This is a genomic window from Okeania sp. KiyG1, from assembly GCF_014132355.1.
Lineage (GTDB): Bacteria > Cyanobacteriota > Cyanobacteriia > Cyanobacteriales > Microcoleaceae > Okeania.
The window spans coordinates 21,208-40,184 of record NZ_BLZO01000094.1 but is presented as its reverse complement, the minus strand read 5'-3'; the positions used below and the strand labels follow the sequence as shown (position 1 = coordinate 40,184).

General features: G+C 39.5%; 11 protein-coding genes. 5 read left to right on the top strand and 6 right to left on the bottom strand.

Features of this window, described 5'->3' with window-relative positions; translation table 11 throughout:
- Nucleotides 1–599: 599 nt before the first annotated feature.
- Both SAGCYANO_RS22820 and SAGCYANO_RS22815 read right to left on the bottom strand, forming a co-directional pair.
- The gene (locus SAGCYANO_RS22820) at nucleotides 600–1,541 is read right to left on the bottom strand and encodes a DUF1822 family protein (RefSeq protein ID WP_202222172.1); all 942 of its coding nucleotides are present in this window, start codon (nucleotides 1,539–1,541) and stop codon (nucleotides 600–602) included.
- Nucleotides 1,538–2,212 carry a hypothetical protein gene (locus tag SAGCYANO_RS22815; RefSeq protein ID WP_202222171.1) on the bottom strand — a complete coding sequence of 225 codons (675 nt, stop codon included), beginning with the start codon at nucleotides 2,210–2,212 and terminating at the stop codon, nucleotides 1,538–1,540. Before SAGCYANO_RS22815 ends, SAGCYANO_RS22820 begins: the two co-directional genes overlap by 4 nt.
- Before the next feature lie 132 nt (nucleotides 2,213–2,344).
- Here SAGCYANO_RS22815 and SAGCYANO_RS47925 point away from each other — a divergent pair, with 132 nt between their 5' ends.
- From SAGCYANO_RS47925 to SAGCYANO_RS22795, 5 genes are all read left to right on the top strand, one after another.
- Complete coding sequence (locus tag SAGCYANO_RS47925) at nucleotides 2,345–2,476, top strand: hypothetical protein (RefSeq protein WP_255502664.1); 132 nt, start codon at nucleotides 2,345–2,347, stop codon at nucleotides 2,474–2,476.
- Between the two features lie 726 nt (nucleotides 2,477–3,202).
- Entirely contained in the window at nucleotides 3,203–3,676 is a 474-nt protein-coding gene (locus SAGCYANO_RS22810) for a helix-turn-helix domain-containing protein (protein ID WP_202222170.1), read from the top strand.
- A gap of 282 nt (nucleotides 3,677–3,958) precedes the next feature.
- Nucleotides 3,959–4,846 carry an alpha/beta fold hydrolase gene (locus SAGCYANO_RS22805; RefSeq protein ID WP_202222169.1) on the top strand — a complete coding sequence of 296 codons (888 nt, stop codon included), beginning with the start codon at nucleotides 3,959–3,961 and terminating at the stop codon, nucleotides 4,844–4,846.
- 548 nt (nucleotides 4,847–5,394) lie between these two features.
- Nucleotides 5,395–7,296 (top strand): GTPase family protein, encoded by a 1,902-nt coding sequence (locus SAGCYANO_RS22800; RefSeq protein WP_202222168.1) that lies wholly within the window; start codon nucleotides 5,395–5,397, stop codon nucleotides 7,294–7,296.
- A gap of 44 nt (nucleotides 7,297–7,340) precedes the next feature.
- A complete protein-coding gene (locus SAGCYANO_RS22795; protein WP_202222167.1) occupies nucleotides 7,341–7,691 on the top strand; it encodes a hypothetical protein in 351 nt (116 codons plus the stop codon).
- 306 nt (nucleotides 7,692–7,997) lie between these two features.
- Here SAGCYANO_RS22795 and SAGCYANO_RS22790 read toward each other — a convergent pair whose 3' ends face one another.
- From SAGCYANO_RS22790 to SAGCYANO_RS50585, 4 genes are all read right to left on the bottom strand, one after another.
- A complete protein-coding gene (locus tag SAGCYANO_RS22790) occupies nucleotides 7,998–12,380 on the bottom strand; it encodes an AAA family ATPase (protein WP_307785958.1) in 4,383 nt (1,460 codons plus the stop codon).
- The gene (locus tag SAGCYANO_RS49400) at nucleotides 12,377–13,402 is read right to left on the bottom strand and encodes a serine/threonine-protein kinase (RefSeq protein WP_307785957.1); all 1,026 of its coding nucleotides are present in this window, start codon (nucleotides 13,400–13,402) and stop codon (nucleotides 12,377–12,379) included. Before SAGCYANO_RS49400 ends, SAGCYANO_RS22790 begins: the two co-directional genes overlap by 4 nt.
- 106 nt (nucleotides 13,403–13,508) lie before the next feature.
- On the bottom strand, nucleotides 13,509–17,852 hold the full coding sequence (locus tag SAGCYANO_RS22785; protein ID WP_202222166.1) for an AAA family ATPase: 4,344 nt from the start codon (nucleotides 17,850–17,852) through the stop codon (nucleotides 13,509–13,511).
- On the bottom strand, nucleotides 17,849–18,880 hold the full coding sequence (locus SAGCYANO_RS50585) for a serine/threonine-protein kinase (protein ID WP_202222165.1): 1,032 nt from the start codon (nucleotides 18,878–18,880) through the stop codon (nucleotides 17,849–17,851). The genes SAGCYANO_RS22785 and SAGCYANO_RS50585 overlap by 4 nt, the downstream gene beginning before the upstream one ends.
- Nucleotides 18,881–18,977: the final 97 nt, after the last annotated feature.

The window sequence follows — 18,977 nt, the reverse complement described above, 5'->3', positions numbered from 1 at the left end:
AAAAAGGCAGTTACATCTTAATTTTTAAGCATTCAGCCATCAGCATTCAGCCATCAGCTATTACTTTTTTTAGTTTGATACCAAATTCAAAAAGGCAGTTACATCTTAATTTTTAAGCATTCAGCCATCAGCATTCAGCCATCAGCTATTACTTTTTTTAGTTTGATACCAAATTCAAAAGGCAGTTACATCTTAATTTTTAAGCATTCAGCCATCAGCATTCAGCCATCAGCTATTACTTTTTTAGTTTGATACCAAATTCAAAAAAGGCAGTTACATCTTAATTTGTGATTTATTCCTAAAAGAAAAATTATAAATTCCATAAATTATAAAATTGCCACCTTTTTTCCTCTTTAATATTTATGTTTTTCTTTCACTGGTCACAGTTCAGGTGTTCCCTGTTCCCTGTGTCCTCACGCTTTGCAATATTTTATGAAATTGGTATTAGATAAAAGCTTTACTAATTGAGTCAGAATTAAATTTACTACAAAAGCTGGCTTTCAAGTTAAAGTCTATATTCATTTAAACCCCCTCTTTTATGCATCGAGAGCTGACAGCTAACAGCTATTTGCACAGCATTCCGCAGGAAATACTTACCCTTAAACTACAAAATTTTCCCTAATTATTTGCTCATTTAAACTCATTTCTATAGTAAATTGTTCTTGAGGTTGACAACCAAATTCTAATTGTATCCAATCATCCGCTTCCCTAGCTTCAGCTTCCATACAAGAATTACCAGATTCATCCAATATTTGTACTCGTAAACCAGGAGGTAAATATGGAATTTTATTCGTACTAGAAAGTCGCACACAAATATCTATTTCCTCCTCAAATCTATCCGTCAATTTTACCGCTAATTCTGTAGATTTTTCATTTACTCCACTACCCCAATTAATAATTTTTCCACAACTAATACTTACATCATCCGTTGGAGATTGAGAAATACTATCCTTTGAAACTCTTAAACTTCTTGTAGATGTAGATGTAGATAGTGACTGTAAACTTTGCCATTCTGCCGGAAAAAAACCTTCAAACCACCGACGTAAATTCACCCACTTTTGACACCAATCAATTTCATCAATTAAAGCATCCAAAGATTCTATTTGTGTGAGGGGAATAGAATCTTGAAACTCATCAACATTTCTCGCAGAAACAAATCCTAATATTTGTACTTGGTTTAAATTTTCCTCAAATAGAACTGCTATATAACCGATGCGGTTATCAATAACCTCTGGAGGCAAAAACAATTCTTTTTCACCAGGAAATACCGGACGACATTCCACTTTGCCAATATTTGGTAAAACTAAATCAGCCACATTAAATATTGTTCTTGAACCAGGATGCCAACAATCACCTTGATGAATCGCGGTCTGAATACCTAAACACTTTAAATAAGTTTGAACTGCCACAACAGCAAGAGTATTTAGATAAACTTGTTTTCCTTTTTCAGGAGTAGCTTGTTCTGCTGCAAATAGCTCTGCATAACTATGAGCTTCTGCAGTCAAAAAAACTTTTAATGCTTGTGAAAAATTCAGATTCATAATTCTTCTCCAAATTGATTAGCGATTTCTCTTAATAACGGAATACATCTGCGCTTCCAGTGGGAATAAACAGTTTGTTTACTAATATTTATTTCTTTACAAATATCAGAGATTTTATTTGGTGGTTCTGTAAAATTTAACTGAATAGCTAAGACTTGACAATTACATTCAGGATGTTTTTTCGGATGAGAAGACCTGAGCTTTTCTTCTGGGTCTGTCTCAATATATTGCCTCACAGATTCACCTTGTCTTTGACGTTTTGCTTTCTGTAATTCAGCAATTTTTTGTTCCAGTAAACTTAGACTATTAGCTGGTAAAATTTCTCCTAAAGTTGTTAGTTTTTCTCCTTCATTACTAATAAGTTTATCCAAACTTTCATATCTATTATCTGGGGTATATAGGTCTTGGATACGCCATTTCAGATAACCATTAATCCAGACAACAAAGCTTCTTTCCCAAGAAGGAGGCCGAGGTTCAAAACTTTGAATGTTTTTGCAGACCCATTCTAATGTCCGATTAAAAGCCTCCAGATAATCCTGGTGGGACGAACTATATAGTCCAGGGAGTTGTTGAATTAATATCAATAGACGATTAATAGCTTTCTGGCGTTCTGGACTCGGATTTTGATATTGTTTTATTTGGGTAATTAGATTTTGTAATTGGTCCTCCACAGCGATCGCTCTCCTATCACAACAGTTGAATGTTATGAGTTGAGCTTATCAAAGTTCTAACTATTTTGGCTTAGACCCAATCTTTACCCCATGTATATATATCTGCCCTGGAAAGGATTTTTATGCAAATTATTGAAGAAGGAAGAAGGAAATAAGTCAAAAGTCAAAAGTCAAAAGTTAAAAGTAAGATTTGAAAGGAAGAGGGAAGAAGGAAGAAGGAAGAAGAAAGTAAGTTATAACTCAAAAGTCAAAAGTAAGATTTGAAAGGAAGAGGGAAGAGGGAAGAAGGAAGTAAGTTATAACTCAAAAGTCAAAAGTTAAAAGTTAAAAGTAAGATTTGAAAGGAAGAGGGAAGAAGGAAGTAAGTTATAACTCAAAAGTCAAAAGTTAGATTTTATCGGCTCAAAACTTTGATGCTACAGTAATTTACCGAATAATTAAGGTTTAAAGCCTCTCCTTTTAAGCAGAAACAAGAAAAAATTTTCCTTTGATTCAATCCTCTTCCTTTTAGACAGAGAGAGGTAATTATCAATTATCCATTATCAATTATTGAAGGAAGTTATTTAACATTTAAAGGAGCAAAACTATTTGTGACATCTTGAAAATGAATTGGTATAAGAAATATAAGAAAGAAGAAAGAAGGGGTCATTTCAGTTATCAGTTGTAAATTTGTAAATTTTGAAAAAAAGGGAAATATGAAAGGGGTCTTAAACCCAATATTAAAAATATAGATAAATGCAACTATTAATGTAAGCATTTCCTCCGGAATGCTTACCGAATAATTAATAATTAAGAATTAAATAATTCGTGCCTTGAAGCCGACCCTTTTAAGGGGAAAAAAAGTGCTAGGATATTTCCTTATATTCAATTCCGTAACGGTTAAAATCCGAGGTAATTATCAATTATCCATTATCCATTATCCATTAATGAACCCTATTCCCTACTATACGTTATACTAATAAAATAAGTGTTTCGTAATGGTTTTTTCAGATGGTAGTAGGTACAACAGAAGCAGCTTTTCTCCTAAATATCTCAACTGCTAGGGTGCGGGTATTGCTGAAAGAAGGTCGGATTAAGGGAGCTAATAAAAAAGGACGGTCTTGGCTAATTCCTCTTAATAGTCAAGGAATACCAGAAATTATTCCAGGTAGTCGTGGTCCTGATGGTACTTGGAATAAAGGACAACGTACAAACAAAACAGTTATTCAGATATTGCCTACCGTTATCAATGCTAATCATCAAAACGGCACTTGTTTACCAGCAATTAATATTCAGCAGGGCGATCGCCATCATTTATGCCATGAAGCTGATATTCTCGGACCTTGCAAAATTATCTATCAACCCTCTCAACATAATTCTCATCATACTGAGGAAACAAATTTATGGATTGAAATTAACCCAGAAGTACAAATTACTCATAGGGTATTCTCTGATGTAGATGAAAATTCACAGAAAGGGATTTAACAATTAATAATTAATAATTAATAATTAATAATTAATAGTTAATAGTTACCTTTCCTTGAAAACGGATAGGATTGACTAATAATGAAAATTTTTTCTTTTCTCTTGGTCTCATGGATATGGCGAGGAGACCTCACCATCCCTCGACCGCTTTTTTCCTTTAAATGTTAAATAATTTCCTGAAATTACTGTAGCATCACAGTTTTGAACTGATAAAATCTAACTTTTGACTTTTGACTTTTGACTTATAACTTCCGTGAAACGCTATAACTCAAATACATTTTCATGTTTGAACAATTTACCTACCACAAAATACCCACTTCCAATGCCACCATTAATTTAGTAAAAGGTGGAAAAGGTTATCCACTACTACTATTACATGGCTATCCTCAAACCCACATTATGTGGCACAAAGTCGCTCCCGCACTTGCCCAACACTTCACCGTCATCTGCACAGACCTACGCGGTTATGGCGATAGTGACAAACCACCCTCCGATCCTCAACATCTCACCTATTCTAAACGAGTTACTGCTCAAGACCAAGTAGAAGTCATGGCAGCTCTAGGTTACTCCAAATTCTTGGCAGCAGGTCACGATCGCGGAGGTAGAGTTCTCCATCGCCTTTTACTCGACCATCCCCAATGTGTGGAAAAAGCAGCAGTTCTCGACATCGTACCAACCAGGAAAATTTTTCAAACTGTCAACCAACAACTAGCTACTGCTTACTCTCATTGGTTTTTTCTGCTCGAACCCAACAATATTCCCGAACGCCTGATCGGTTCTGACCCGGCATTTTATCTTGTCAGTAAACTAAAACAGTGGAGTTATAACCAAGCTGCTTTTACCGAGAATGCTGTAGCAGAATACATTCGTTGTTTTGACCCTGCCAGTATTCATGGAACTTGTGAAGACTATCGTGCCGCAGCTACTATTGACTTGGAACATGATGCAGAAGATATTAACAGTAGAATACAATGTCCGTTACTTGTGTTGTGGGGAGAGCGCGGAGTGATGGAAAAATGTTATGATGTGCTGGAAACTTGGCGAGAAAGAGCAACAGATGTGCGGGGTCAAGCTTTCCCCTGTGGTCACTTTTTGCCAGAGGAAGCTCCAGAGGAAACAACTCAGGTATTGCTTGATTTTTTTCTTGAGGGAGTAGGGAGTAGGGAGTAGGGAGTAGGGAGGGGAGAAGAGGGGGTTGTCATTTCAGTTATCAGTTATCAGTACCTCTAGCTGTTTGCGCAGCATGACCTAGGAAAGTATTGGGATTGACATCAGGAATATTCTCTTTTTTTTATCCCCTTATGTAGAATCCGGTTATATAGTATATGTTTATAACTATACTTCAAGCCTTAGAGGATATCTGAAAAGTTTTTTGATACGGAATTTTGCCCCCTAGCCCCCCAATTTTGGATTTTGCCCCCTAGCCCCCCAATTTTGGATTTTGCCCCCTAGCCCCCAATTTTGGATTTTGCCCCCTAGCCCCCAATTTTGGGGGGAACAAGAGTCAATTTGCTATCTTTAAGTCCCCCAATTTTGGGGGATTTAGGGGGCGAGCGATGTAGCAAAGGGGAAAGAGTCGATTTGCTATCTTTAAGTCCCCCAATTTTGGGGGATTTAGGGGGCGAGCGATGTAGCAAATGGGACTTCTCAGACAACCTCTTAAATCTCCCTCACTCCCACTCCCCCACTCCCCGCTCCCCTATTAATAAATATAAACAATGATACGATTAAAACTGTGGCAATTAGTAATTTTAGCTATTCCCCTTGTTAGTGTTGTAGCTTTCCTGATGATATCTGCTGGAATGCAAATCAACCAGTGGGGAATAAACTGGATATGGGGCGTATTTATCCTCCTATTTGTGGGATGGCGTTGGTTACTGGTCAAATGGACGCGACCAGCAGTTGAACAAATGAAAGAGGTAATAGCAGAAGTTAACAAACAAATCGAATTTACTGATGACACCATAACCCTACCCACAAAAAGCAATACAACTCTCCAGATAGAAACTGCTCTGCAAGAAATTCTCAAATCATCCCGCAACGACCTCCCTCTGTGGGAAGACTGGCAAACATTTTGGCAACGTTGTCAAGCAGTAATAGTTGCTGTTGCTAATACTTACCATCCGGAGGGCAAATATCCTCTGCTCAATATCTACATTCCCCAAGCTTACGGTCTCATTCGAGGTACCGTTGATGATATGGACCGATGGATGCAAAAATTATCTCCAACTTTGAACCAAATAACTGTCGGTCAGGCGTATCAGGGATATGAAATTTATCGTAAATTAGAACCCTCTGCACGGAAACTTTTCCGAGTTTGGGGTTTGGCACAATGGTTTCTTAACCCAGTAACAGCAGCAGCTAAACTAGCAAGTCGGCGTTACAGTAACCAGGCAAACCAACAGTTATTGATTAATTTCAGTCAGATATTACGGGAAGTGGCATTGCGAAATCTATGTCAGCAAGCGATCGCTCTCTACGGAGGCAACAACTTAGAATTTTCTGAGTCTGTTATTCCTGCTCCTACTCTCCCGAAGGCAGAAACTCAAACCCTCGAACAAATTCTTGAACAAGCTCAACCTGCTGAAATTGTAGAGCAAAAACCTGTTAATATTTTGTTGGTGGGACGCACGGGAGCGGGAAAGAGTAGTTTGATTAATACTCTGTTTCAAGCTGACCGTGCTGAAGTGGATGTATTACCTAGTACGGATAAAATTCAAAATTATCAATGGCAGCAAACTGGAGAAATTCTCAATTTGTGGGATACACCAGGTTACGAACAAGCAAACCGCCCAGACTTGCGGGAACTTGTACTCGACTATGCTGAAACTGCCGATCTATTGTTGCTTGTTACTCCTGCTCTCGATCCAGCGCTACAAATGGATGTAGACTTTCTCCAAGATATGAAACAGGAAATTGCAGGTTTGCCTACTATTGTTATTGTGACGCAAGTTGACCGTTTGCGACCTATCCGAGAATGGCAACCTCCTTATGATTTTGTTTGGGGTAAAGGTGCGAAGGAAAAGTCTATTCGGGAGGCGACTCAATATCGCGCGGAAATATTTGGGGAGCTTTGTAATCAAGTTTTGCCTGTAGTTACGGGGGATATTAAAAGTAATAGAGGTGCTTGGAATGTTGATGCGATATCTATGTCTTTGCTCGAAGCTATTGCTCCTGCTAAACAACTACGTCTGGCTCGGTTTTTGCGCGATCGCGAAGTTCGTACTGTTGCAGCAGCTAAAATTATTGACCATTACACTTTCCAAATGGCGACTACTCAGGGGTTAACTGCTTTATTAAAGAGTCCAGTGTTGCAGTTCGTTTCTACTCTGACAACTGGTTCGCCAACTTTAGCTTATTTGCTGGCGGAAAAAATTCCGGTTGAAGAGTTGCCTGTGGTTATTGGTAAGTTACAAATGGCTTACGACTTATTTTCCCTTTTAAGTGGAGATGCAAATTTAGGTAGTTTTGACTTACTGGCACTTTGGCCTTTGTTATTAGAAAATCCCTCTTCACCAGACCGGAATGCTTGGGCATTTGGTCACGCTTTGGTAGAATATTGGATGCAGAATTTGACAGTTGAACAATTACGGGAAAGGTTTGATAATTATCTTCAGTAAGGTTGAAGAAGCAGCGTATTCAGTCATTTAAATAGGAGTTATTAATGGCTTTTAGTGATTATAAAACTATTGCTCAAGTTCAAGAAGAGTATAATATCAAGTATTTGGAAGAAGACTTTATTGAGGTCGCTGATTTAAAACCTTCTGATTTGTTTGTCAAGGAATTTGAATTCAGCGAAAAAAACATGGATATATACACATCTGAATCATCAAGATGCGAAAATATTATTTATCCAATTTTAAGAGAAGTTTATAAAGACTTTATTGATAAATATACTCTTTGGAGCCACAAGTCCATAACTTATGATGCTAAATTAAATGGAACGCCTGATTACTTGTTCTCAACAAAATCAGAATTAGGTAAAACCGTATTTTCAAGCCTCTGGCTTTCCTAGGTCATACTGCGCAAACAGACAGAGGTACTGATAACTGATAACTGATAACTGAAATGACCCTTCAATTATTACTATATATGAGCGCACCTTTTCCATTATGCTTATTATATCTTGTCAAGTATTCTATGTCAAGGAAAACTATATTTTATTTATAGCAATCAGGAATCAGTTGTGAGAATTGAGGTGTTCCTTAAAAGTATAGAATATAGCAATTATTATATTCATATGATACGTTTTTTTCTTCTTCTCTGTTCCCTGTTCCCTGTTCCCTATTCCCTAAAAGTTTCCAATATCTCACAACTCAAATCATATTGCGATAGGAATCATGATCATAAAAATTGTACCTTGCCCAACTGTTGAATCACAGCTAATCATACCACCGTGGTTTTCTGTCACTATTTGATAGGCGATCGCTAACCCCAGTCCCGTCCCTTTTCCTGCTTCTTTTGTAGTAAAAAAAGGATCGAAAAGTCGCTTTTGCGTTTCTTCACTCATGCCCACTCCATTGTCAGCTATCGCAATTTTCACTTGTTTTCCATCCGTTTCCGTGCGAATGCTCAGGGCTAGAGAATCTTGACCCTCGCATTCTTCCAAAGCATCAATGGCATTATTAAGTATATTCAGAAACACTTGGTTTAATTGTCCAGCATAACATTCCACTAAAGGTAATTCTCCATAGTCTTTAACTACTTGAATTTCTGCTCGTTTTTCCTGTTTTTGCAACCGATGCTGTAAAATCGTTAAGGTACTTTCAATCCCTTTATTTAAATCTACAGGTTTTAATTTTGACTCATCCAGACGTGCAAAGGTTCGTAGGGATGTCACGATATTTTTGATGCGCTCGCTCCCATTTTTCATGGATTTTAACAATTCTTCAAAGTCAGAACGCAGGAACTCTAAATCCATCTTCTCCATTGCGATTTTAATGTCCTGGTGCGGCTGAGGATAGTGGCTTTGATAAAGAGCAAGTAATTCCAGCACTTCTTCCATATATGTGTTAGCATGGGTAACATTGCCATGAATAAAACTGATGGGATTGTTGATTTCATGGGCAATTCCTGCTACCATTTGACCCAAACTAAACATTTTTTCACTTTGAATGAGAGTTAGTTGAGTGCGTTGCAGTTCTTGAAGTTCTCGTTCGAGTTGGAGTGCTTGTTGTGCTTGTTGGTAGAGGCGGGCATTTTCCAGGGTAATAGCAGCTTGAGCGCAGAGCAATTCTATCAATTCTACCCGGTCTGTGGTAAAAGCTCCCATTGTTAGATTGTTTTCCAGATAAACAATACCTATGAGTTTTCCGGGGTCTGATAGAGGCAGACAGAAAATAGAAACAGGCTGATTTTCTTTTATATACCTATCTCGTACATAGTCATTTTCACCTGCACCATTATCTAAGAGCAGAGACTTTCGGGTGCGTTTGACGGTATTGACGATCGCGAAGGGAACTTCTATACTTTCTTCGACGGGAAGGCTCTCTATTGGTTGGATTTGTCCGTCAGTTAACTTGGCTTCTAGGATTAAGGTTTCCTCGCGGAATAACATTAATGCGACAGTTTCTGCACCAGCATTTTCTTGGATAACTTGCATGAAGTTAGCGATGGCACCCTTAAGGTCGATTTCTTGAGAAAGGCTGCGGGCAGCTTTCATAATGCTGGCTAAATCTAATAGTTCTCCAGTGGAGGTACTGGTGTTGGGAACCTTTCCTTTAGTAAGATTTGCTATGGTATCGTTGGCATTTCCCCTAAATTGCTGCCGTTGTAGAATGGGATATAGCAGTTGAGGATAACGTTTTTCGAGGTCGTCGGTTTTAGCTTTTGCTCCCCACTGAGCATAACAATAATAAGCTTCCTGCATATAGGTACACGCTATTTTTTCTTTACCCCAATCAAGATAGAATTTAGCTGCGAGTTCGTTAGCGAGAGCTTCTTCTTGAATGTATTCGTTTTCTTTAGCTCCAGCAATAGCGCGGTCGTATAGCTCCATTGCTTCGGTTTTATTGCCCAACACCTGATATGTTTCTGCTTCAACCAAATGCCATTTGTGCAAAAAATTAGTTGGGGCATGAATTGCTGCATTCTGCAATATCTTCTGATTAGCTGCAATTTTTTCCAGCCTCTTTTGGCATTCGCTTTCTGGTTGCGATATGAACTCAGCTAACATCACCAGAGATTGATAAAAATAAAAGAGAGTCACCAACGGCGTTGCGGTAGCACCTCCCAAACAGTTCTCTGCATTTTCCAGACTCTCAAATGCACCATTCCAATCTTGAAATAAATAGCAAAGAAATACCCGAGGAATGTAAAAATAACTTTGTGTTGTCAAATCATTGGCTTGCTTGCAAAGAGGCAGCATTTTTTCTTCATCATAAGCTTCACCGACAATCGCACAAGGATTTTGAGAGTTACCCAACAAGTTATCAACTATCTGACGATATATATCAATCCAATTCTTAGAAGTTTCCTTGTTCATGCGTTCTACAGCTTTACTATTAACTAACATTTCTTTTGCTAGTTCGGATAATTCTTTGCCGCTAAGATAGCTATAGAATGAGTAAAAGGCAAGAGCATAGGCTGCAAATTGAAGGTCTCCAACTTCTAAACAGATTGTATAGGCTTCTTTAAGATTTTTGATACTATTTCTCAAGTGTTCTTTGTAATGCTGGATATGATTAGTCATCATGTAAAAAGCCCGACCATAGGCAACTGCATTACTTTGGTGTTCGAGTTGGAGTGCTAGTTTGCCGAATTGATATCCTTGTTCGATGTCACCAAAATTGTTACATGACAAAAAACCTTGAAAGCAATACCCACTAGCAGAAACAGGTGAGTTGCCGTACCGCAGCGATAAATTAACTTGCTCAAAAGTAAGTAATACCATCAACATTGGGTCGCATTTGTAAGTAATAGGACTTACATAGAATAGAAGTCTCATCGCTGCTAGCATCTTAGGGTTGGTCATCACAGGAAGTTCTGCTAAGGTAGTTGGATGGCGATCGCCCAAAGTTGTTTTTAAATCATTCCACCAAAGCTCAATATCCGAGGAATTTGTTTTTTTAGGAAACTGCCGAATCCCTAATTTTTCCAAAACCATCATGCCAGTATCAACTGCTTCCTGAAAGCGAGTGCTATTTTCTAATGCCTGCATTTTGACCTCATAAAATTTGATAGTATCGAGCAAAGCACGAGCATTGTTCAGTCCCACTTCGGCCAACTGCTCCATTTTTTCAAAGTCACCATTGAGATAAGCGGACTCAGTGGCCGACTCGTAGAGTGCCAAGGTCAGTTCATAATCGCACTCCCAACTATTTTCGGTCAATAATTCGATTCCCAATAATAAATATTCAATGGCTGCTTCGTAAGCAGTTGCATTTTTGGCTTTGCGTCCTGCTTGCAAATTTAACTTACAGAGTTGTTTTTTCTCATCATCTGTGGCGATTAAACCCGCTCCCATATTGAGATGATTGATAATATCAAAAATTTTATCTTCTAAGTTCTCCTCTGATGTATATCCGAGCAGTAATCGACCAATGATTAGATGGGTCTGCTGTTTTCGACTTTCGGGAATTAAAGAATAAGCAGCTTGTTGAACGCGATCATGCAAAAAGCGATAACCAACTCTAATTCCCTCAGCATTATCCTCCTCTTTTTCCCATTCTTGAAAAAACTTATATGCTTCGCTCTGGGGTAAAATTAACCCTTCTCGCAGAGCATTCCACAGATCGGTAGCGACTTCCTCCACAGGGGTTTCACAGATAATGGCTAAGGTCTCTAAGTCAAATTGATTGCCGATACAAGCAGCCAATTTCAACACTGCTTGGGTTGCTTCAGGCAACTTGTGCAATCGTCCGGCCATAAAATCCACTACATTATCCGTGAGAGCAGCATCTCGTACCTGAACCAAATCACATTCCCAATATCCTAAATTTTGATTAAATGCAATCAGCCCATCCTCATATAATCCTTTTAAGAACTGAGTTGTAAAGAAGGGATTGCCTTGAGTTTTTTGATAGACTAAATCTGTTAAAGGTTCGGCTAACTCCACCGAACAACTGAGAGTTTCTGCCACCAATTGATTGATATGAGCAACAGATAATGGGGCCAGAGTAATGGTTGAAATCGTCGTGTTTTGTTTCTCCAACTCTGCCAAAGATAACATCAACGGATGGGCAGGAAACACTTCGTTATCTCGGTATGCTCCCAATAGGAGCAAATATCCCGTCTGATTATCTCCCATCAGCACTTTCAGCAAGTTTAACGATGCTGAATCCACCCATTGCAAATCATCGAGAAAGATTGTTAAGGGATGCTCTTGGGTGGTGAAAATGGCGATAAATTTCTCAAACAGCAGGTGAAAGCGGTTCTGAGCAGCACTGCCAGAGAGTTCGGAGACAGGAGGCTGTTCTCCAATAATCCTTTCAAGTTCGGGAATGACATCAATGAGAACTTGTCCATTTTCTCCCACTGCTTCTAGGATTTTCTCTTTCCACTTTTGCAATTGGGCATCGGATTCTCCCAATAATTGCCCCATCAAATCTCGAAAGGCGATGACGAAAGCAGAGAAGGGAATGTTGCGATTGAATTGGTCGAATTTTCCTTTGATGAAATATCCTTTCTGTCTGGTGATGGGTTTGTGAACCTCGTTAACAACTGCTGTCTTCCCTATACCCGAATATCCCGCCACCAGCATCATTTCTGCTCTTCCCCCCTTCTCCCTCCTTTCAAAGGGGGTTGGGGGATTGGGAGTTTGGGGGATGTTACTCTTTCAAAGGCATTGAGAAGGGTTTGTACTTCAATTTCACGTCCGTATAGTTTTTCTGGGACGAGGAAGCGATCGCACAGGTCTTTTTTTCCCAAGACAAACGGCTCAATTTTCCCCGTTTCTTCATATTCAACTCTACATTTTTCTAGGTCATATTTTAATCCCAAAGCACTTTGATACCGCTGTTCCGCATTTTTCGCCATCAATTTCATAACTATATTAGCTAAGGGTGTCGGTACTTGGGTTTTAGGAATTGCCGGGGGTATTTTGGCGATGTGTGCGTGGACGAGTTCTAAAGGGTCTTCACTTTCAAAGGGGCGTTTTCCTGTCAATAGTTCGTAAAAGGTAACACCTAGAGAATAAAAATCGCTGCGATAGTCTATCCCTCTATTCATCCTTCCTGTTTGTTCTGGAGAAATATAAGCTAGAGTTCCTTCTAAAACATTGGGGGTTTGCAAACTTGTTCGTTCTTTCGGCAGTAACGATGAGATACTAAAATCTATTAATTTTACTTCTTGGGTTTCTGGATGAATTAATATATTGGCGGGTTTGATATCTTTATGAATAATGCAATTTTGATGGAGATGATGCAAAATCTCTGTTATTTGCAGAGAAATTTCCCAAAATTGTTTGAGGGATATAGACAATTGGCGCTGATATTCGGCGAGGGAGATGGCTCCTATATCTTCCATGATTAGAGCATAGCCATTGTTGTAACGCAAGAGTGAGTATGGTTTGACAATTCCTTTGATGTTTAGATTTTTGGCAATGGCGTATTGATTTCTAAACTGAACTAATTCGTTAAAGGACGGATATTCGTGACCCATTAATTTGACCACTACGGATTGCTTGCTCTCCAAATTTATGCCACGATAGACTAGGGTACGTTCGCTTTCATAGATGAGTTCAAGGGTTTGATAATTAGCGACTTTAATTGTTTTTATCTCTCTCATGGGCTTGCCTTGTTCATTCTTGAGTCTAATTTTGATAATATCTATGCCTAGTTTATTTCATTTTTTTCCGAAAGTCCAGCAAGAGGAGGGAATTGAAATTCATATTTTATCTCGGAATCACGATTGTAAAAATTGTACCTTGCCCAACTGTTGAATCACAGCTAATCTTACCACCGTGTTTTTCTGTGACTATTTGATGAGCGATCGCTAACCCCAGTCCCGTACCTTTTCCTACTTCTTTTGTAGTAAAAAAAGGATCGAAAAGTCGCTTTTGCGTTTCTTCATTCATACCAACTCCATTATCAGCTATCGCAATCTTTACTTGTTTTCCATCCGTTTCCGTGCGAATGCTCAGGGCTAGAGAATCTTGATCCTCGTATTCTTCCAAAGCATCAATGGCATTATTAAGTATATTCAGAAACACTTGGTTTAATTGTCCAGCATAACATTCCACTAAAGGTAATTCTCCATAGTCTTTAACTACTTGAATTTCTGCTCGTTTTTCCTGTTTTTGCAACCGATGTTGTAAAACCGTTAAGGTACTTTCAATCCCTTTATTTAAATCTACACATTTGAATTTTGACTCATCGAGACGTGCAAAGGTTCGTAGAGATGTCACGATATTTTTGATGCGGTCGCTCCCATTTTTCATAGATTTTAACAGTTTTTCAAAGTCCTCTTGCAGAAAGTCTAAATCCATCTCCTCCATTGCCTCTTCAATTTCCTGGTGGGGCTGAGGATAGTGGCTTTGATAAAGGGCGAGTAATTCCAGTACTTCTTCCATATATGTGTTGGCATGAGTAATATTGCCATGAATAAAACTAACAGGATTGTTGATTTCATGGGCAATTCCTGCTACCATTTGACCCAAACTAAACATTTTCTCGCTTTGAATGAGAGTCAGTTGAGTGCGTTGCAGTTCGTGGAGTTCCCGTTCCAGTTTTAGAGCTTGACGCGCTTGTTCGTAGAGGCGAGCATTTTCTAGAGTAATTGCTGCTTGGGCGCAAAGTAACGAGATAACTTCCACCCGCTTTTCGGTAAAAGCTCCTGTCGATTGATTGTTTTCTAAGTAAAGAATGCCTCGGAGTTCACCTCGATCCTGCAACGGTAAACAGAGTAGAGAACGGGGTTGATGGTATTGAATATAAGGGTCTCCGAGATATTGTATTTCTTTACGAGCATCGTCTAAAATTAGAGGAATTTGGGTGCGTTTGACTGTATTGACTATTTCCAAGGGAACTTTGTTGGTTTTCTCTACTGGGATGGAGTCTTTTTGGTCAATTTCTCCGTTGATAATTTGTGCTTCTAAGATTAATAGATCATCGTTAAATATCATCAAGGTCGCGGTTTCAGCTCCGGCATTTTCTAAAATAATCTGCATTAAATTAGCAATGACGCGCTCAGTTTCAATGTCTCGCGATAGGGTGCGGGAGGCTTTGATTAAAGTTGCGAAATCCAATAATTCCACTGCATCAGTGGTACTGGCGATAGTTTTGGTGCTGAAATGGTTCGAGCTACTGTGCGGGGTTAATCCCATTTTAGGTTGCTGGAGAATAGGTTGGAGTAGCTGAGAATAGCGTTGTTCTAAGTCATCGGTTTTGGCTTTAGCCCCCCAACGAGCATAGCAGTAGTAGGCTTCTTGCATATGCAGTGCAGCATATTTTTTTTTGCCCCAGTCGAGGTAAAATTTAGCAAACAGTTCGTTAGCGAGGGCTTCTTCTTGGATGTATTGGTTTTCTTTTGCTCCAGCAATGGCGCGATCGTATAACTCTATTGCTTCCTCTCGATGACTTAGAATTTTTGCCTTTTCCGCAGCAAGCAAATCTAGTTTATGCTGAAAATTTTCCGGGGCGTGGGTTGCCCATAATTCTAGGCGTTGTTGATGAGTTTTGACCTCGTCTAGGATTTGAGTCTGCTTTTGAGGGTCAGCAGTGGGGTAAAGAGCTAATAATACTAATGCCCGATACAGTGAAATCTGAGTAATCGGTAACATTCCCTCTCCACCTTTTTCGTAATTAATCGCCCACTGGGAATCAATCAGGGCTTGTTCGTAATCGTTAAACAAATAATTGAGAATAGTTTTAGTGGTATAGACAAAGAACAAAGAAGTAATTGCTCCGCTCTCTTGAAGTTTGGGAATTTGTGCATATTCGTCAAACCTTTGTCCCACAAGCTGTGTTGGCTCGACAGCCATACCCATTAAATTTTCAACGAACTGTCCCCAGATTGCGGCAGCAAAGTATTGAAATTCTTGCTTGAGACTCTCGATCACCTCAATGTAGTAGGTTTGTTTTTGATGAATAACGGTTAGGGATTCGCCGATTAAGCAAAGGTTATCGCAATAGTTAATCGCAGAATAACAAGCAAACTCAATGTCACCATTTTCTAAGCCTGTTAATACGTTATCCGCCAGACATCTAACGCGATCGCGTGCTGGCTCTTTCCAGTTGCGAATAAAGGCATGGAATAGTTGATTGACTTTGCAGGTTAGTTCCGCATCTTCATATCGCTCAAGGGTATGCAGTGCTAGTTGTCCAAAGCTGTAGCCCAATTCAATATCCGTCATCTTGCCACAGAGCAGCATCCCGTAAAGTGCATAGGCAAATGCTGCTGTTGCTGAGTTACCATAGCTTACAGACAGGTTAAGCATCGTTAAAACGATTGACGGTAGCAACTGGGGATTGCCAATAAAGGCAGGTGCCCATAATTTACTGAGAATACTTAAAGCGGCAATAATTTGAGGATTTGTAATTGCAGGTAGAGTGTAAAGGCGATCGATATCGATATCTGGTAAGGGAGCATCGTCGAGGGAAACATTGAGCAAATTCAAGATTTCTAACCCTACATCCAAAGCCATCTGACACTGACCTTGTGCTACTGACAGTGATATTTTGATTTCGTAGACTTTAACCCGGTATAGGATATCTTGGGTATTATCAATAACTGTTTGTGTCTGTTGCTGTGATGCTTCATACTCGCCGTTGAGATAGCTTACTTCAGCCAGTAAATTGTGTAATGGCAGCATCAATGCATAGTGAGTGTGCCATGGTTCAGCAGAAATCATCTCAGTATGCAGTAGCTCTATTGCTATATTTAAGTAGCTTGCAGCCGCATTGTAAGCAGCAGAAGATTTGGCTTTCCGTGCAGCCACTAAATTCAATTGTGCTAGCTCTTCTTGTTCCCTCGATTGCTCAATTAAGGAAATCCCCATATTCAACTGATTGACAATTTTGAAGAGATTTTTTTCCCGTTCCCCTGGAGAAATTGTCTGCAATAACAAACGCCCAATGTTCAGGTGGGTCATTTGCTTGCTATCGTACCCAATTAAAGCATAGGCAGCTTGTTGCACGCGATCGTGCAGGAAATGATAACTCACTGGGATATTCTGACTTTGAACTTCATCTTTTTCCCATCCTTGGAAAAACTTGTAGGCTTCACTCTGGGGTAAAATTAGACGACTTTGCAGGGCACTCCAAAGATTAACAGCTACTTCTTCGCTAGGAGCTTCACAGATAATGGCTAAAGTCTCTAAATCAAATTGATTACCAATACAAGCAGCTAATTTCAACACTGCTTGGGTGGCATCAGGTAACTTGTGCAATCGGGAGGCCATAAATTCCACCACATCATCCGTGAGAGCAGCATCTCGTACCTGAGCCAAATCGCATTCCCAATATCCAAAATAGGGATTAAATGCAATCAACCCATCCTCATGCAATCCTTTTAAGAATTGAGTGGTGAAGAAGGGATTGCCTTGAGTTTTTTGATAGACTAAATCTGTTAAAGGAGTGGCTAACTCTACTGAACAACTGAGGGTTTCGGCCACCAATTGATTGATATGAGCCACAGATAATGGGGCCAGAGTAATGGTTGAAATCGTCGTGTTTTGCTTCTCCAACTCCCCCAAAGTTAACATCAACGGATGAGCGGGGAAGACTTCATTATCTCGATATGCTCCCAACAGCAGCAAATATCCCGTCTGATTATCTCCCATCAGCACTTTCAGCAAGTTTAACGATGCTGAATCCACCCATTGCAAGTCATCCAGAAACAGGGTTAAGGGATGCTCAATGCTTGTGAAAACGCCGATAAATTTTTCAAACAAAAGGTTAAAGCGGTTTTGGGCCGCATTGCCTGATAGTTCGGGGACTCTTGGCTGTTCTCCAATAATTCTTTCCAGTTCGGGAATGACATCAATGATAACTTGTCCATTTTCTCCCACTGCTTCTAGGATTTTCTCTTTCCACTTTTGCAATTGGGCATCGGATTCTCCTAATAATTGACCCATCAAATCTCGAAAGGCGATGACGAAAGCAGAGAAGGGAATGTTGCGATTGAATTGGTCGAATTTTCCTTTGATAAAGTATCCTTTCTGTCTGGTGATGGGTTTGTGAACCTCGTTAACAACTGCTGTTTTCCCTATACCCGAATATCCCGCCACCAGCATCATTTCTGCTCTTCCCCCTTCTCCCCTTCCCCCTTTTCAAAGGGGGTTGGGGGGATTGGGAGTTTGGGGGATGCTATTCTTTCAAAGGCATTGAGAAGGGTTTGTACTTCTTTTTCCCTGCCATAGAGTTTTTCTGGGAGCAAGAAGCGATCGCACAGGTCTCTTTCTCCCAAGGCAAATGGCTCAATTTTCCCGGTTTCTTCATATTCAACTCTACATTTTTCTAGGTCATATTTTAATCCCAATGCACTTTGATACCGCTGTTCCGCATTTTTCGCCATCAATTTCATAACTATATTAGCTAAGGGTGTCGGTACTTGGGTTTTAGGAATTGTCGGGGGTGTTTTGGCGATGTGTGCGTGGACGAGTTCTAGCGGGTCTTCACTTTCAAAGGGGCGTTTTCCTGTCAACAGTTCGTAAAAGGTAACACCTAGAGAATAAAAATCGCTGCGATAGTCTATCCCTCTATTCATCCTTCCTGTTTGTTCTGGAGAAATATAAGCCAGGGTTCCTTCTAAAACATTGGGGGTTTGCAAACTTTGGGTTTCTTTCGGCAGTAATGATGAAATACTAAAATCTATTAATTTTACTTCTTGGGTTTCTGGATGAATTAATATATTGGCGGGTTTTATATCTTTATGAATAATTTGATTTTGATGGAGATGGTGCAGAATTTCTGCTAGTTGAAGAGCAATTTCTATTAATTGTTCAACGGATATAGACAATTGGCGCTGATATTCGACGAGGGAGATGGCTCCTATGTCTTCCATGATTAGAGCATAGCCATTGTTGTAACGCAAGAACGAGTATGGTTTGACAATTCCTTTGATGTTTAGATTTTTGGCAATGGCGTATTGATTTCTAAACTGAACTAATTCGTTAAAGGAAGGATATTCGTTACCCATCAATTTGACCACTACCGATTGCCCGTTCTCCAGATTTATACCCCGATAGACTAGGGTACGTTCGCTTTTATGGATGAGTTCAAGGGTTTGATAATTATCAACTTTAATTGTTTTTGTCTCTATCATTGGCTTGGTTTGTTCGTCTTTTGAGTTTGATTTTTATCATGTCTATACCTATTTTAATTCGTTTTTTTCGGACAGTCTAACTCTTAGACATCTCCCA

What these genes read in the sequence shown, in the direction of transcription:
- SAGCYANO_RS22810 (WP_202222170.1), top strand. Translation starts at nt 3,203, where the DNA reads ATGGTAGTAGGTACAACAGAAGCAGCTTTTCTCCTAAATATCTCAACT.
- SAGCYANO_RS22790 (WP_307785958.1), bottom strand. Translation starts at nt 12,380, where the DNA reads ATGATGCTGGTGGCGGGATATTCGGGTATAGGGAAGACAGCAGTTGTT.
- SAGCYANO_RS49400 (WP_307785957.1), bottom strand. Translation starts at nt 13,402, where the DNA reads ATGAGAGAGATAAAAACAATTAAAGTCGCTAATTATCAAACCCTTGAA.
- SAGCYANO_RS22800 (WP_202222168.1), top strand. Translation starts at nt 5,395, where the DNA reads ATGATACGATTAAAACTGTGGCAATTAGTAATTTTAGCTATTCCCCTT.
- SAGCYANO_RS22785 (WP_202222166.1), bottom strand. Translation starts at nt 17,852, where the DNA reads ATGATGCTGGTGGCGGGATATTCGGGTATAGGGAAAACAGCAGTTGTT.
- SAGCYANO_RS22805 (WP_202222169.1), top strand. Translation starts at nt 3,959, where the DNA reads ATGTTTGAACAATTTACCTACCACAAAATACCCACTTCCAATGCCACC.
- SAGCYANO_RS50585 (WP_202222165.1), bottom strand. Translation starts at nt 18,880, where the DNA reads ATGATAGAGACAAAAACAATTAAAGTTGATAATTATCAAACCCTTGAA.
- SAGCYANO_RS22820 (WP_202222172.1), bottom strand. Translation starts at nt 1,541, where the DNA reads ATGAATCTGAATTTTTCACAAGCATTAAAAGTTTTTTTGACTGCAGAA.
- SAGCYANO_RS22795 (WP_202222167.1), top strand. Translation starts at nt 7,341, where the DNA reads ATGGCTTTTAGTGATTATAAAACTATTGCTCAAGTTCAAGAAGAGTAT.